The following is a 15,237-nucleotide window of genomic DNA, read 5'->3' on the forward strand; positions in this document are numbered from 1 at the left end:
ACATGTCAAATAAGGGGGAAATTGGATGATTTTGCATGAAATTGAAACAGTAAATCGAGAGGAAATCGAAAAATTACAGCTTGAAAGACTGAGAACTACCGTAGAAAGAGTATTTAATAATGTGCCGTTTTATCAGGAAAAACTAGTAGAACGCAATGTGACTCCTAGTAGTATTAAAGGTTTAGAGGACATCGCAAAGCTTCCTTTTACAAAAAAACAAGATTTACGTAATCATTATCCGTTTGGTCTGTTCGCAGTAGATCGAAAGGAAATTGTTAGAATTCATGGTTCATCAGGTACTAGCGGTAAACCAACAGTTGTTGCATATACGCGAAATGATATTAAAAACTGGAGTGAAATCATTGCCAGAGCAATTGTAATTGCAGGAGGTAGACCTGGAGAGGTTTTACATAATGCGTATGGTTATGGGTTATTTACTGGGGGATTAGGACTTCATTACGGCAGTGAAATTTTAGGGATGTGTACCGTGCCGATTTCCGGTGGTAATACCGATAGGCAAATAACCTTAATTGAAGATTTTGAACCAACTGTCATTTGTTGTACACCGTCTTATGTGTTAAATATCGCTGAGCATATGGAAGATCTAGGAAAGGACCCGCGTAAATCAAGTCTAAAATATGGAATATTTGGTGCTGAACCATGGTCAGAAGAAATGCGGAAAACAATAGAGGAAAAGCTTGCTATAAAGGCGTGTGATATATATGGACTAAGTGAGGTAATGGGACCGGGTGTTTCTGTTGAATGCCATCAAGAGCAAAACGGCCTTCATGTTGCTGAAGATCATTTCCTTGTAGAAGTTATAGATCCGGAAACACTTGAAGCCGTACCGGACGGAGAGGACGGTGAGCTTGTGTTTACAAGCTTGACGAAGGAGGCTTTTCCGGTTATTCGTTATCGGACGGGTGATATTGCTTCAATTAATAGAGAGAAATGTAAATGTGGAAGAACTACTCTTCGAATGTCACGAGTGAAGGGCCGTCTTGATGACATGATCATTATTAGAGGAGTAAATGTTTTCCCTTCTGAAATTGAACATTTTTTACTTACAGTAAAAGAATTAGCTCCACATTATCAAGTGCATTTAATTAAAAAAGGAAGTATGGATGCAATTGAGTTAAATGTGGAGATAACAGATGCTATGTATAAACAAATTAGTGGTGATATGAATCATGAAAAGGTTCATCAATTAACCAATATGATTCATCACATTATGAAAAATAGCTGTCTAGTTTCAATGGATATAAAAATACATCAGCCAAAGTCAATTAAAAGATCAGAGGGAAAGGCTGTCCGGGTAATAGACAAAAGAAATACAAGTTTAAAAGTATAATTTTTTAAAAAATCAGAAATTTAAGTGCGCTAATCACTTGTATTTTATATGACGTAATATTATAATAACGTTAATAAAACGTCATATAACGTTTATAAAACAAGAAGGGTGGGGTATAAATGGCGGTTCATGTAGTTGATTCTTCAGATGAAATTAAACACGAAGAATTTATGAAGAGAATCGAGGCAGGCGAAAAAATTGAAGCCGATGATTGGATGCCTGATGAGTACCGACATACATTGATAAAATTAATATCAATGCATGGTATCAGTGAGATTATGGGGGCATTACCAGAAAAGGAATGGGCTCCTAAAGCACCTTCTCTATATCGGAAGCTTGGGATTATGGCAAAGGTTCAGGATGAAATGGGTCATGGTCAATTGCTATTACGGGTTGCTGAAGATCTCATTAAGCCTCTAGGTAAAACGAGAGAGGATTTAATTCAGGATTTATTTAATGGAGATTTGAAGTTTCATAATGTATTTCATTGGAAGACAGAATCGTGGGCAGATGCAGGCTTGATTGGCTGGTTAGTTGATGGAGCAGCTATTATTACGCAAACAAATATGTTAGATGCTTCCTATGCCCCTTATGCAAGAGCGTTAAAACGAATTGCACAAGAGGAAGTATTCCATGCACAACACGGCGAAGCGATTTCAATTGCGTTAGCAAAAGGAACAAAAGAGCAAAAAGAAATGCTTCAAGATGCACTAGATCGTTGGTGGCCAGCATTGTTAATGTTTTTCGGACCAGCAACTTCAGAAACAACGGGCTCCTCGAAGCAAGATATAACAATCAAATATAAAATTAGAAAAAATACAAATGAAGATTTAAGGCAGTTTTATCTTACGAAATATATTCCTAGAATACAAGGGATTGGGTTAACCATTCCAGATGAAACACTTCATTTTGATGAAGAAACGAAAAACTGGATATACAAGCAGCCTGATTGGGAATATTTCAAGAAAATTATTCGTAACGATGGTCCGATGTCACAAGAAAGACTACGGTTAAGAAAATTATCATATGAAAACAATGCTTGGGTGCGTAAAGCATTAGGTTTAAAAAGCGCGGTAGTTTCATAGATTAGTTGGGTTGGATTGGATTGCTACTTTACTGATCTAGTATAACCACTATTAAAAGGATTTACTATCAGCAAAACGGCGTGAGACTGGATTTGCTGACGATAAAAAGGATTTACTATCAGCAAAACGGCGTGAGACTGGATTTGGTGACGATAAAAAGGATTTACTATCAGCAAAACGGCGTGAGACTCAATTTGCTGACGATAAAAAGGATTTACTATCAGCAAAACGGCGTGACACTGGATTTGCTGACGATAAAAAGGATTTACTATCAGCAAAACGGCGTGAGACTGGATTTGGTGACGATAAAAAGGATTTACTATCAGCAAAACGGCGTGAGACTGGATTTGCTGACGATAAAAAGGATTTACCATCAGCAAAACGGCGTGAGACTGGATTTGGTGACGATAAAAAGGATTTACTATCAGCAAAACGGCGTGAGACTGGATTTGCTGACGATAAAAAGGATTTACTATCAGCAAAACGGCGTGAGACTGGATTTGGTGACGATAAAAAGGATTTACTATCAGCAAAACGGCGTGAGACTCAATTTGCTGACGATAAAAAGGATTTACCATCAGCAAAACGGCGTGAGACTCAATTTGATGAGAATAACTTAAATTTATTTGTATCAAGCGACGGTTGAATTTATGTTAACGTTGATAAACACAATTTTAAACGTTCCGGAGCACTTGGCGGTTGTATAGCCAGATGTGCAGCTAAAGATAACTAAATGATCGTTTATAGTAGATCACATCATGTTTAATAAAATAATAGGGGGAAAGGGAATGGAACAAATGAACGAAGTTTCGATGAACGAAGTTCCATTTTATGAGGAATTTCAAGTTTTTAGCCGGAAAACGCCAACATCTCAAGTGCAAGAGCAATTTACACTCTTAGCACCTAACCATGAAATTGCTTTAGTAATGGCGCAAGAGAACTTTATGAGACGAGAGGAAGTTTGTGATATATGGGTAGTAAAACGCTCTGATATCCGTTCAATGAATTCTGAGGAACGTGCTGTCCTAAAACGAATAGATAATAAAGATTATCGTACAACAAAAGGTTATGGATATTTGGCTAGAATATGGCGGGAAGCCGAGCAAGGCATGTTTGACGAGAAGGAAATCCTGTCTTGGAGTAAGGGGCGTGTTAAATAATGAATGAAGAAGAAAAAAAAGCATTAGTCGAATTATTGTACCAGCTTGCTGATGATGATCTCCTCGTCTCTTATCGAGGTTCTGAATGGCTTGGCTTAGTTCCGCATATTGAAGAGGATGTTGCTTATTCATCCATTACGCAAAACACGATGGGACATGCAGCGATTTTCTACCAAATTCTTGAGGAGCTTGGTGAAGGAAATGCGGATCACCTAGCACATGCACGGCCTGCTACTGAACGAAAGAATGCAATTCTTTTGGAAGATGTTAATGGCCCGGGACATTGGTTATATAATGAACCGAGGTATGATTGGGCTTTTACAGTTGTACGCAATTATTTTTATGAAATTACGAAAAAGATCAAGATTGATTCGTTAACTAAATCGAAGTATGAACCACTAGCACAAGTGGCGGTTAAGATCAATACGGAGACGCTATATCACCTGATGCATTGGCGAACATGGTTCTATCAATTAATAAATGCTGAGGGAGAAGCTAGAAACAGAATGGAGCAAGCGATTGAAAAAGTGTGGAAGGATTTAGGTGGTTTATTATCCTTAGGACCAAATCGAGAAGGGATTGTTGCTGCAGGATTAATCGAAAGTGAGGATGTTTTGAAAGAACGGTTTAATTCTGAGATTAAGGAAGTATTTAATACGTTAAATCTTGATTTTCATGGTGAACTTAAAATGGAGCGTGGTGACGGAAGAGCGGGTGTTCATACGGATGACCTCGCTGAAGCACTAGCGTCCCTTTCTGAAGTGTACAATTTAAATCCGACTGTTCCTTGGTGAAAAATAACCAATTCTATGCTGTGGACAACTTTATGAAATGTTATTGAAGTCCGCAGCATATATTTTACTGATAAGGGGGTGTTTATAAATTGGAAGCATCACATTCATTAATAGAAACTGAAGCATGGAGACAATTAGATACTGTCTGTGATCCAGAGATAGACACAGTTACGATTATTGATTTAGGAATGGTTGATAAAGTATTGGTCTCCGACAATAAAGTCAGTGTTGATTTACTTCCTACTTTTTTAGGGTGTCCTGCGTTAGGGATCATAAAGGAAAATGTTATAAAAGCGATAAAACTAATCGATGAAGTGAAAGAAGTAGAGGTTAATTATATAAAAAATCCACCATGGACCTCCGATCGGATTACGAGCAAAGGACGGGAAGGATTAAAAGTATATGGGATTGCACCACCCCCGCTAAAGCTTGAAAATGATGGAACATGGAAGGTGGAATGCCCGTATTGCGGATCACCATACCATTCTGTTGAAAATATTTTTGGTCCATCAGCTTGTAGAAGTATTTTATACTGTAAAAACTGTAAAAATCCATATGAAGCAATGAAACCAATTTCTACAATGAATTGATGAACTAATTTCATTTTATGTTGAATTGGAGTAGGGAGAGGCTATTTCTATGGGATATCCTTCGGACAATTTGATACCTCTGAGATCTTAATAAACAGTCTAAATTATAAACAATTTCACCGGGATATTCTGTGGTACAGTCCGATGTCTGCACAGGGCGAAGACAAGGAACCAGATGGGCGCCGTAATTTCCAAACGAATCGCCCTATCTGATCCATCAACCTGCACAGAACGAACAAAAGAACCAGATGGCGCTTGCCCTAAGGTCCGGTTTCGCCAAGAACAGAAATTAACAAATAAGAACTTTTGGAGGGAATAAAATGATAAAATTTGTAGCTCTTTATAAACATCCAGAGGATAAAGCGAAATTTGATGATCATTATTTTTCGGTTCATGCACCAATTACAAAGAAGATACCAGGTCTGTTAAAAATGGAGGTTACAAAGTTTGTAGGCAGTCCGATGGGCGGTGAAAGCAAATATTATTTAATGTGCGAGATGTATTACGAAAGTATGGAATCCTTTAAAGCAGCAATGAAGACTGAGGAGGCAAAAGCATCGGGGAAGGATCTTATGTCATTCGCCGGGGATCTCGTCACATTGATGATTGGTGAAGAGCTGAATGAATAACTATCAATATATTAATGTATCCAGTTGTGAAGAAATTGGCTATGTTACATTAAACCGGCCAAACGTGTTAAATGCTCTTAATCGCTTTATGATTACAGAAATTGTTAATGCGCTAGAGTCGTTTGACAAAAACGATGATGTAAAAGTAATTCTCTTAACTGGTGAAGGTCGTGCATTTGCGGCAGGGGCTGATATTCATGAAATGGCAGAGGATGATTCGATACGGTTAGAATTATTGAACCAGTTTGCTGATTGGGACCGGATTGCATTAATAAAAAAACCAATTATAGGGGCTGTACAAGGTTTTGCTCTAGGTGGTGGCTTTGAACTAGCTCTTTGCTGTGATGTTTTAGTTGCAGCTGATAACGCACAATTTGGGTTTCCAGAAATTAATATCGGAGTAATGCCAGGAGCTGGCGGAACGCAACGGTTAACGAAACTAATGGGAAAAACAAAAGCGCTTGAATGGCTTTGGTTAGGTGAACCGATGTCAGCAAAAGAAGCGCTACATTATGGGATTGTAAACCGCTTAGTCGCACCAGAAGTTTTACTAGAGGAAACCGTTCGCTTTGCTAAGAAGATTGCAAAACAGCCTTCTCTTTCTTTGCGATTAATAAAAGAATCCGTTCTTAAGGCAATTGATTATTCACTATATGAAGGAATGCAATTTGAACGAAAAAACTTTTCTCTGTTATTTTCTTCACACGATCAAAAAGAAGGAATGAAAGCTTTTATTGAAAAACGAAAACCAAATTTCAAAGGGAAATAAGGAGGCTACATATGTTTGAAACAATAAAATTTGAAGTGACGAGCGGTGTAGCTTGGCTAACTTTGAATCGGCCTGATAAACTTAATGCCTTTACTGAGCAAATGAATACTGAAATTGTCCGAGCCTTAAAGGATGTAGCAAGGAATCCTGAAGTAAGATGCTTAGTTATTACTGGTGAGGGTCGTGCCTTCTGTGCTGGGGAGGATCTCGGCAGTCTTGGTGAAGAAACAAATCATGGAGAGATTCTTCGCAATCGTTATAACCCAATGATAAAGCAACTAGCTACACTTGAAAAACCAGTCATTGCTGCAATTAATGGAGTAGCTGCGGGGGCGGGTTTAAGTCTTGCGTTAGCATGCGATTTCCGTTTGGCGTCTGAAAAAGCTAGTTTAGTAGAAGCGTTTATTCATATTGGATTGATTCCTGATTCAGGGAATTTATATTATTTACCACGGTTAGTTGGGCAAGCAAAAGCTTTGGAATTAGCAATGTTAGGTGAAAAAATTTCAGCTAATGAAGCAAAATCAATTGGCTTAGTAACGAAGGTGATCCCGTTAGAAAGCTGGCACGATGAAGTTTCCTCATTTGCTGAAAAACTAGCTAACATGCCGACAAAGGCCATTGGCTTAATTAAACGATATGTCAATGATAGTTGGGATAGTGATTTAATAGAAATGCTTGAAAAAGAGGCAGTTGGTCAGCGTGCGGCAGGGGTAACAAACGACCATAAAGAAGGGGTCGCAGCTTTTCTGGAAAAGCGGAAACCACAGTTTCATGGGAATTAACGATTATGAAATTAATTTATAAGGGGTGTTGTTTGTGACAACAGCAAAAGCAGAAAAAATGGAAAAGTTAGACTTAAAACGTGATTACTATCAAATGATCATTAATGGCGAAAGAGTGGATGCAATTTCAAAAGAAACGTTTACTACATATAATCCTGCAACAGGTGCTCCGCTAGCACAAGTAGCGAAGGCTTCTAAGGAGGATGTTGATCGCGCCGTAAATGCCGCTCGCAATGCTTTTGAAAATGGAAAGTGGAGAAGATTCCCAGTCAACAAAAGATCTCGGGTAATGAATAAAATCGCTTCCTTCATGAGAGCTCGTTTTAATGAGTTAGTTGAATTAGAGGTTCTCAATAGTGGTAAATCCCTGTCTGCTGCCCAAGGTCAAGTGATGCAGGCGATTGAAGATTTTGAGTTTTATGCTGGTGCCATTGTTGGGCATCGCGGTGAAGTAAACAATATGCCGTTTGGCTTTTTTAATTATACGCAAAAAGAACCAGTTGGTGTTTGTGGTCAAATTATTCCTTGGAATTACCCGATAATGATGGCTGCTTGGAAAATTGCACCTGCCATTGCAGCTGGATGCTCAATTGTCTTAAAACCGGCAAGCCTGACACCTTTAACTGCTATCGTGTTAACGGAAATTTGTCATGAAGCAGGTGTACCGGAGGGTGTTGTAAATGTTGTACCAGGACCTGGCTCTACAGTTGGTGATGCGATTGTCGAGCACCCTGGAATTGATAAGGTAGCATTTACAGGCTCAACACCAATAGGTAAAGATATTATGGAGAAGGCTTCTCAAACATTAAAACGAGTTACGCTTGAGCTTGGTGGTAAATCGCCAAATATTGTGTTTGCAGATGCAGATATTGATGCAGCAGTTTATGGTTCCCTTTTTGGAATCTTTTATAATACTGGTCAATCTTGTGAAGCTCGTTCACGCTTATATGTTCATGCCGACATTTACGAAGAGTTTATGGAAAAATTCATCGAGAAAACGAAACAATTACGGTTAGGTGATCCTATGGATCAAGGTACTCAAGTAGGAGCAATTATAAGCAGAGATCAGCTTGAGGTTATTGATGGCTACGTTCAATCAGCAATAGAAGATGGGGCAACGGTTGTTACAGGGGGTCAAGAAGTAAAGGTTGAAGGTTTTGAAAATGGTTATTGGTATGCACCGACAATTATTACTGATGTGAATCATGACATGAAGGTCGTCCAAGAGGAAATCTTTGGCCCCGTTGTTGTTGTCATGAAATTTAGTGATGAAAAGGAAGCGATTAAGCTTGCAAATGATACTGAATTTGGCTTAGGCTCAGCGATTTGGACGAAGGACCAAGGCCGTGCAACACGTGTTGCAAACCAAATCCGCGCTGGGATTGTAATGGTGAATTGTCCGTTCTCTGCTTTCCCTGGAACCCCATTTGGTGGATATAAACAGTCAGGATTTGGACGCGAGCTCTGTATCGAAACGCTAGATCTTTATACAGAAACAAAAAGTGTACTTGCATATTATGGTGGCAAACCATTAAATCCACTAGGTGTGTAAAAAATAAATGAAATTGAGTTGACTATTAGCTAGGCGAGCACCTTTGAAATTAAGTGTGCTCGCTTATTTTTCAAAAGGCTCTATATAACATAATATTGTACAGTTAAAAACCTGTGGGTGATCATAAAAAGCGGGTTTTGTTCTGGAAGAAAACCTTAGCTGAACATGGGCCCCACAGGTAAATTCAGAAATTAGTTATTAATGAAGTACTTACGAAAAAAAGTATTCCAGTTAATAAGGAAGAAACTAGGAGTGAAAAAATATGATCGATCATTTAGTAGTTGTAGGCTCTGGCACGATGGGGAGAGGTATTGCATATGTTTCGGCTGTTGGCGGGTTCCATGTGAAAATCGTTGATGTAAAAAATGAAGCACTAGTTTCAGCAGAAATTGAAATAAATAAGATATTTGATAAGGGAGTTGAACGCGGAAAGCTTTCAGCTTTAAAGGCAGAAGAGGCGAAAAAACGAATAACATATGAAACAAACTTAGCTGATGCTGTCAAAACAGCAGATCTAGTAATTGAAGCCGTCCCGGAAATTAGAAATGTAAAGAAAAATGTTTTTGAAACAATTGATAAGCATGCGCCGGAACACTGTTACTTCGCAACAAACACATCAACGATGAGTCCTACTGAAATAGCATCATATACAAAGCGTCCCGAAAAAGTAATTGCGATGCATTTCTTCAATCCTGTCCATAAAATGCCTCTTGTTGAAATAATTCGCGGTCTAGAAACAAACGATGAAACAGCTGAAGTCGCAAGACAGGCCGCTGAAAAAATGGAGAAACAAACAGTTGTTGTAAATGAATTTCCTGGTTTTGTGACAAGCCGGATCAGTACACTTGTTGGAAACGAAGCGTTTTATATGCTGCAAGAAGGGATTGGCACACCTGAAGAAATAGACAAAGCGATTAAACTCGGACTCAATTATCCAATGGGCCCGTTTGAGCTTGTTGATTTGGTTGGTCTAGATGTACGTTTAAATAATTTAAAATATTTACATGAAAAATTAGGAGAAAAATATCGTCCCGCACCACTACTAGAACAATATGTAAAGGCAGGGCGCCTTGGTCGTAAGGTAGGCAAAGGTGTTTACGACTATTCGAACTCTGAGTCTTAAGACACGAATACTATTATAAAATATCAAGTTATTGATCAATAACAAATATGCTGGGGAAATTATGCAAATACGTATTGTTGAACTTTGAAACGTTGAAAACAGAAAGGTGCTGAAAAAATGAGTGAGGTTGTTATTGTCGATGCTCTAAGAACGCCGATTGGCAAATATAAAGGTGCTTTGCAATCAATCCGTCCAGACGATTTAGCAGCAGTGGTAATAAAAAAAATTGTGGAGCGAAACGGTAACGTTCCAGTAGATCAAATTGAGGAGGTTGTTTTCGGAAATGCCAACCAAGCCGGTGAGGACAATAGAAATGTTGCTAGAATGGCATCGTTATTAGCCGGTCTTCCAGTTGAGGTTGGGGGTACAACGATAAACCGCTTATGTGGCTCAGGATTAGATGCTGTAAATTATGCGGCACGTGCAATTATTGCTAAAGAAGGAGATGTTTTTATCGCAGGTGGAACAGAGAGTATGACTCGTGCTCCATTTGTTATGGCAAAACCGGAGTCAGATTTTCCACGGGGAAACATGGAAATGTTTGATACAACAATTGGCTGGCGGTTCACAAACAAAAAATTGCATGAAATGTACGGTTCAGACACAATGCCGAAAACAGCTGAGAATGTTGCGCAACAGTTTAATGTTACTCGTGAGGCTCAAGATTATTTTGCCTATGAAAGCCAACTGAAAGCAAAAATGGCCATTGAAATAAATCGATTTGCTGAAGAAATTGTACCTATTGTTTATTACGATAAAAAAGGCAATGAAATTATTGTTAATGAAGATGAACATCCGAGACCAGATACAACACTAGAAAAGCTCAGCAAGCTTAAGCCCCTTTTTGAAAATGGAACGGTAACAGCAGGCAATTCATCTGGTGTAAATGATGGGGCCAGTGCGTTGTTATTAATGTCAGCGAAAAAAGCATATGAGCTTGGTGTGAAACCGCTTGTTAAATATAAGGTTTCAGCAACTGCAGGATTAGAACCGCGAATTATGGGACTTGGTCCAATTTTTGCTACAAGAAAGGCACTTTCTCGAGCAAGATTAACAATCAACGACATCGGTCTCGTCGAACTAAATGAAGCATTTGCAGCTCAATCGCTTGAATGTATTAAGCAGCTAGAATTAAATAAAGACATTGTCAATGTAAATGGTGGCGCGATTGCATTCGGGCATCCGTTAGGTGCAAGTGGTGCTAGAATTTTGACGACGTTAATTCATGAAATGAAAAAGCGTAATGTGAAGTATGGATTAGCAACAATGTGTATTGGTGTTGGTCAAGGAATTGCGACCATTGTTGAAAATATTGAATAAGAAAGGATATATATTTATGCCTAATATTATCTTTGAAGTAAAAAATCATATAGGATTTGTAACGATTAATCGTCCGGAAGTATTAAACTGCTTTGATTACGAAACGTTAACCCATTTAGGGGAAATTGTTGATGATATTCGTACAAACCGAAATGTTAGAGTTGTTATATTTTCAGGTACTGGTGATAAAGCATTTAGTGCAGGAGCAGATTTGAAGGAAAGAAGAACATTAACAGAAGAACAGGTTCGTAGAAATGTAAATAAGATTCGCACGGTGTTTAATGATATTTCATCCTTACCACAGCCAACAATTGCTGCTGTAAATGGCCATGCTTTTGGTGGTGGATTTGAATTAATGCTTGCCTGTGATTTTAGAATTGCAGTTTCACAGGCTACAATGGGACTGACCGAGCTTAAATGGGCAATTATACCTGGTGCTGGCGGAACACAACGTCTTCCTAGACTAATAGGGGAAGCAAAAGCAAAGGAACTAATTTTGACAGCGAAAAAAGTAACAGCAGCTGAGGCTTATGATTTAGGTATACTAACAAAAGTAGTGGATGCTAATGATAGTTTAATTACCGAATGTTTAATACTTGTAGAACAAATGATGGAAAATGGACCTATTGCCCTCGAGCAAGCAAAGTACGCTATTAACTATGGTTTAGGTGTTGATCTACAAACTGGGTTAGCAATTGAAGCAAAGGCTTATGAAATGACGATACCAACAAAAGATAGATTAGAAGCATTGACTGCCTTTAGTGAAAAAAGGACTCCGATTTTTACAGGACAATAAAATTATATTATCTATTGATATCAAAATATAGATTGTTATGACGTTTTTTATACGAAATTGTTGATTAGTGTTTGATATCATCCGTAAAGTATAATAAGATAATATATGGAATTATCAGTAAAAAAGAAGGATGAATATAGTGACTAATATAAATACTCGTTCGATGATCTTTACACTATATGGTGATTATATCAGGCATTATGGCAATGAGATATGGATAGGCAGTTTAATTCGACTATTAGAAGAATTTGGTCATAATGATCAATCAGTAAGAGCAGCTATCTCTAGAATGGGGAAACAAGGTTGGGTGACTTCCTCAAAAAAGGGAAATAAAAGCTATTATTCACTTACTAAGATGGGAGTAGCTAGGATTGAAGAAGCTGCAAAACGGATTTTTAAATTAAGCCCGGTTAAATGGGATGGTAAATGGAGAATGTTAATGTATACCATTCCCGAAGAGAAGAGAAATATCCGTGATGAACTTCGCCAAGAATTAGTGTGGAGCGGCTTTGGCATGTTGCTTAATAGCTGTTGGATTTCTCCTAATAACTTAGAAGATGAAGTGAACCTTTTAGTTGAGAAGTATAATATAAAGTCATATGTACACTTTTTTGTTTCACAATATAAAGGTCCAGAGAAAAATGAAACAATTGTCAAATCATGCTGGGATTTGGATAATATTAATGAAAAATATGAAGAATTTATTTCTGAATACAGCAAAAAGTTTGTCGTAGACAAAAATAAAATTGTAAACGGACAAATGTCAGAGGCTGCTTGTTTTGTTGAAAGAACTAAATTAGTCCATGAATACCGGAAGTTTCTTTTTATTGATCCGGGATTACCAGAGGAATTACTACCAAGTAAATGGCTTGGTGGTCATGCAGCATCACTTTTTACGGATTATTATAAAACGCTTGCTGAACCAGCAAATCATTTTTTTGAATCAATTTTCGAGAAGGATAATGAGATTAATAGAAAAGATCGTGATTATGAAGTATTAAACCATCCATATATGGTTAACAACAATAATTAATTTGTGGATTTAAAATATAGCTGCCCAAAAAGTTTTAAAGGCTTTTGGGCAGCTTCTTTTGTTGAATCTCAAAAAAGATAAACCAAGAGTTCAAATCCTTACTAATTGTTACAACTAATTGAGGCGACAAAACTAATTGAGGCGGCAAAATTATTAACAACATATTTAAAGTGCTAACGAAAAATTAACGATACTTAAGTTCATGTTATAAAGTTATTAAATTCGAATAACAGCATAAAAGTATAATAAAAGTATAAAATCTTGTTGACAAGCAGTTCGTGAAAGCGATATCATTCTAGTTATATATCACATAAAAACCAACCGTTTTAAAAACGTCACAAGAATGTGGAGGTTGATCTATTGGGAGAGCTTTTACAATTTTTAATAACCGGATTAACGATTGGTAGTATATATGCGATCGTTGCTTTAGGATTTGTAACAGTGTATAGCGTTACAAAGGTCATTAATTTAGCCCAAGGAGAGTTTGTAATGTTAGGCGGAATGACAATGTTTACAATGCTTTCCTTAGGAATTCCCTATCTTTTTGCGTTTTTTATAACCATCATCGTAGTAGTTATATTAGGCTACCTATTAGAATTGATTATTATTAGAAGGGCTAAAAAAGCAGATGCACTGAGTCTAATTATTCTTACAATCGGGGCTTCAATTTTCGTTCGTGGAATTGCCAGTATGGTATGGGGGAAAAATCCAGTTAAAATAGCACCTTTTACTAAAAATGACCCTATCAATATTTTTGGAGCAGCAATTACACCACAAAGTATTTGGGTTATGGTGATCTTACTAATAAGTGTAGCAGTACTATACTTAGTTATGGAAAAAACAATGTTAGGAAAGGCTTTCCGTGCTTGTTCCGCGAATCCAATTGCTGCTCAACTAATGAGCATTAGCCCTGTGAAGATGTCTTCATTTTCATTTGTTTTAAGCGCTGCTCTTGGAGCAATTGCTGGACTAGCGATCGCACCAATTTTATTTCCAGCTTATGATATGGGGTCGATGCTAGGAATTAAAGGCTTTTCAGCAAGTATACTTGGCGGATTAGGAAGTGCACCAGGTGCAGTCATTGGTGGTTTGATTCTAGGATTAATGGAGTCATTAGGTGCAGGATACATAAGCTCTGGAATGAAGGATGCAATTGTTTTTAGTGTAATTCTTATCATTTTATTAATTCGTCCATATGGCATTATGGGCGAAAAGAATGTTGGCAAAGGAGGTCTCTAGTTTGAAGGGGATCCAAAGAACAAGTTGGATTGGTCTGATCGTATTTACGGTTGTCATGGTTATTTTTCCACTAATTGTTTCCCAATCATTTTATATTACTAAAGCAACCTTTGCTGGCATATATACAATTGTCGCTATTAGTTTAGGTTTATTGATGGGTTTTGCTGGACAGATTTCCTTAGGACATGCAGCATTCTATGGCGTTGGTGCTTATGCATCAGCAGTTTTAACAACAACATACAATTTTAATCCGTGGGTCGGGCTTCTTTTTTCATTATTAATACCAGGAATTATTGCATTCATAATTGGCTTTACGATGTCGCGTTTAAATGGATACTATTTAGCGATGGCTACTTTAGCCTTTGGTATTATCGTCCATGTTTTGTTAGTGGAGTGGAAATCTGTTACGAAAGGGGCCTCTGGCCTATATGGGATTCCAAAAATACAATTATTTGGATATAGTCTAAGCCAAGGCATCCCTTATTACTATTTTGTCTGGGCATTTGCTTTCGTCATCATGATCTTATCACTAAACATTATACATTCGAGAATTGGCCGTGCCCTCCGTTCTATCCATGGCAGTGAAATTGCAGCGAGTGCGATGGGTGTTGATGCGGGAAAATATAAAATGCAAATATTTGTTCTCGGCGCAATGTTTTCAGGACTAGCAGGTTGGCTCATGGCTCATATGAGTTATAGTATTTCACCAGCATCATTTACACTTGAAACTTCAATTATATTTTTAGCTATGGTTGTTCTAGGAGGAAGTATAAGTATTTGGGGAGCTGTTGTCGGCTCAATCTTAATATCATTTATTAGCGTTATAGTCAAAGTATTAGGAGAGCATATTTCGTTTATTACAAGTGATTTTGAACATGTGCTATATGGCTTAATTTTAATGTTGGTTGTTATTTTTCTCCCAAAAGGGTTGGTTCCAACAGTTGCAACTATTTACCAATCTAAATTCGCAAGCCTAAAGAAAGCGAAAGTTTCACGAAATATGTAAAACAA

16 protein-coding genes are annotated in these 15,237 nt (G+C 37.7%); 15 read left to right on the plus strand and 1 reads right to left on the minus strand.

The features are described 5' to 3' along the window. Positions 1 to 25 precede the first annotated feature (25 nt). Together D612_RS0100120 and paaA are read left to right on the plus strand one after the other, a co-directional pair. Positions 26 to 1,351, plus strand: a complete 1,326-nt coding sequence (locus D612_RS0100120) for a phenylacetate--CoA ligase family protein (protein WP_017753430.1) — start codon at positions 26 to 28, stop codon at positions 1,349 to 1,351. Between the two features lie 119 nt (positions 1,352 to 1,470). Then, positions 1,471 to 2,436 carry a 1,2-phenylacetyl-CoA epoxidase subunit PaaA gene (gene paaA, locus D612_RS0100125; protein ID WP_017753431.1) on the plus strand — a complete coding sequence of 322 codons (966 nt, stop codon included), beginning with the start codon at positions 1,471 to 1,473 and terminating at the stop codon, positions 2,434 to 2,436. A 23-nt stretch (positions 2,437 to 2,459) separates the two neighbouring features. On the opposite strand, the gene D612_RS19325 is transcribed toward paaA, so the two are convergent. Then, positions 2,460 to 3,014, minus strand: coding sequence for a hypothetical protein (locus tag D612_RS19325; RefSeq protein WP_161603216.1), 555 nt, complete (start codon positions 3,012 to 3,014; stop codon positions 2,460 to 2,462). Positions 3,015 to 3,224: 210 nt separating this feature from the next. Here D612_RS19325 and paaB point away from each other — a divergent pair, with 210 nt between their 5' ends. From paaB to D612_RS0100195, 13 genes are all read left to right on the plus strand, one after another. Further along, positions 3,225 to 3,596, plus strand: coding sequence for a 1,2-phenylacetyl-CoA epoxidase subunit PaaB (gene paaB / locus D612_RS0100135; RefSeq protein WP_017753432.1), 372 nt, complete (start codon positions 3,225 to 3,227; stop codon positions 3,594 to 3,596). After that, positions 3,596 to 4,390, plus strand: a complete 795-nt coding sequence (gene paaC, locus D612_RS0100140) for a 1,2-phenylacetyl-CoA epoxidase subunit PaaC (RefSeq protein WP_017753433.1) — start codon at positions 3,596 to 3,598, stop codon at positions 4,388 to 4,390. The genes paaB and paaC overlap by 1 nt, the downstream gene beginning before the upstream one ends. A gap of 89 nt (positions 4,391 to 4,479) precedes the next feature. Beyond that, complete coding sequence (paaD, locus tag D612_RS0100145; RefSeq protein WP_017753434.1) at positions 4,480 to 4,980, plus strand: 1,2-phenylacetyl-CoA epoxidase subunit PaaD; 501 nt, start codon at positions 4,480 to 4,482, stop codon at positions 4,978 to 4,980. 320 nt (positions 4,981 to 5,300) lie between these two features. Next, a complete protein-coding gene (locus D612_RS0100150) occupies positions 5,301 to 5,609 on the plus strand; it encodes an EthD family reductase (protein ID WP_017753435.1) in 309 nt (102 codons plus the stop codon). Continuing rightward, on the plus strand, positions 5,602 to 6,378 hold the full coding sequence (locus tag D612_RS0100155) for an enoyl-CoA hydratase (RefSeq protein ID WP_017753436.1): 777 nt from the start codon (positions 5,602 to 5,604) through the stop codon (positions 6,376 to 6,378). Before D612_RS0100150 ends, D612_RS0100155 begins: the two co-directional genes overlap by 8 nt. An 11-nt stretch (positions 6,379 to 6,389) precedes the next feature. Beyond that, on the plus strand, positions 6,390 to 7,163 hold the full coding sequence (locus tag D612_RS0100160) for an enoyl-CoA hydratase-related protein (protein WP_017753437.1): 774 nt from the start codon (positions 6,390 to 6,392) through the stop codon (positions 7,161 to 7,163). Between the two features lie 58 nt (positions 7,164 to 7,221). After that, entirely contained in the window at positions 7,222 to 8,715 is a 1,494-nt protein-coding gene (locus tag D612_RS0100165; RefSeq protein ID WP_154649417.1) for an aldehyde dehydrogenase family protein, read from the plus strand. 262 nt (positions 8,716 to 8,977) lie between these two features. Then, entirely contained in the window at positions 8,978 to 9,838 is an 861-nt protein-coding gene (locus D612_RS0100170) for a 3-hydroxyacyl-CoA dehydrogenase (protein WP_017753439.1), read from the plus strand. 117 nt (positions 9,839 to 9,955) lie between these two features. Next, positions 9,956 to 11,158 (plus strand): acetyl-CoA C-acyltransferase, encoded by a 1,203-nt coding sequence (locus D612_RS0100175; RefSeq protein ID WP_017753440.1) that lies wholly within the window; start codon positions 9,956 to 9,958, stop codon positions 11,156 to 11,158. 16 nt (positions 11,159 to 11,174) lie between these two features. Then, on the plus strand, positions 11,175 to 11,954 hold the full coding sequence (locus D612_RS0100180; RefSeq protein ID WP_026092333.1) for an enoyl-CoA hydratase-related protein: 780 nt from the start codon (positions 11,175 to 11,177) through the stop codon (positions 11,952 to 11,954). Positions 11,955 to 12,084: 130 nt separating this feature from the next. Further along, the gene (gene paaX / locus D612_RS0100185) at positions 12,085 to 12,987 is read left to right on the plus strand and encodes a phenylacetic acid degradation operon negative regulatory protein PaaX (protein WP_233274972.1); all 903 of its coding nucleotides are present in this window, start codon (positions 12,085 to 12,087) and stop codon (positions 12,985 to 12,987) included. Positions 12,988 to 13,347: 360 nt separating this feature from the next. After that, positions 13,348 to 14,226 (plus strand): branched-chain amino acid ABC transporter permease, encoded by an 879-nt coding sequence (locus tag D612_RS0100190; protein WP_017753443.1) that lies wholly within the window; start codon positions 13,348 to 13,350, stop codon positions 14,224 to 14,226. A 1-nt stretch (position 14,227) separates the two neighbouring features. Next, on the plus strand, positions 14,228 to 15,232 hold the full coding sequence (locus D612_RS0100195; protein ID WP_017753444.1) for a branched-chain amino acid ABC transporter permease: 1,005 nt from the start codon (positions 14,228 to 14,230) through the stop codon (positions 15,230 to 15,232). The last annotated feature ends 5 nt before the right edge of the window (positions 15,233 to 15,237 follow it).

The organism is Calidifontibacillus oryziterrae, from assembly GCF_000331575.1.
Taxonomy (GTDB): Bacteria; Bacillota; Bacilli; order Bacillales; family Bacillaceae_J; genus Calidifontibacillus_A; species Calidifontibacillus_A oryziterrae.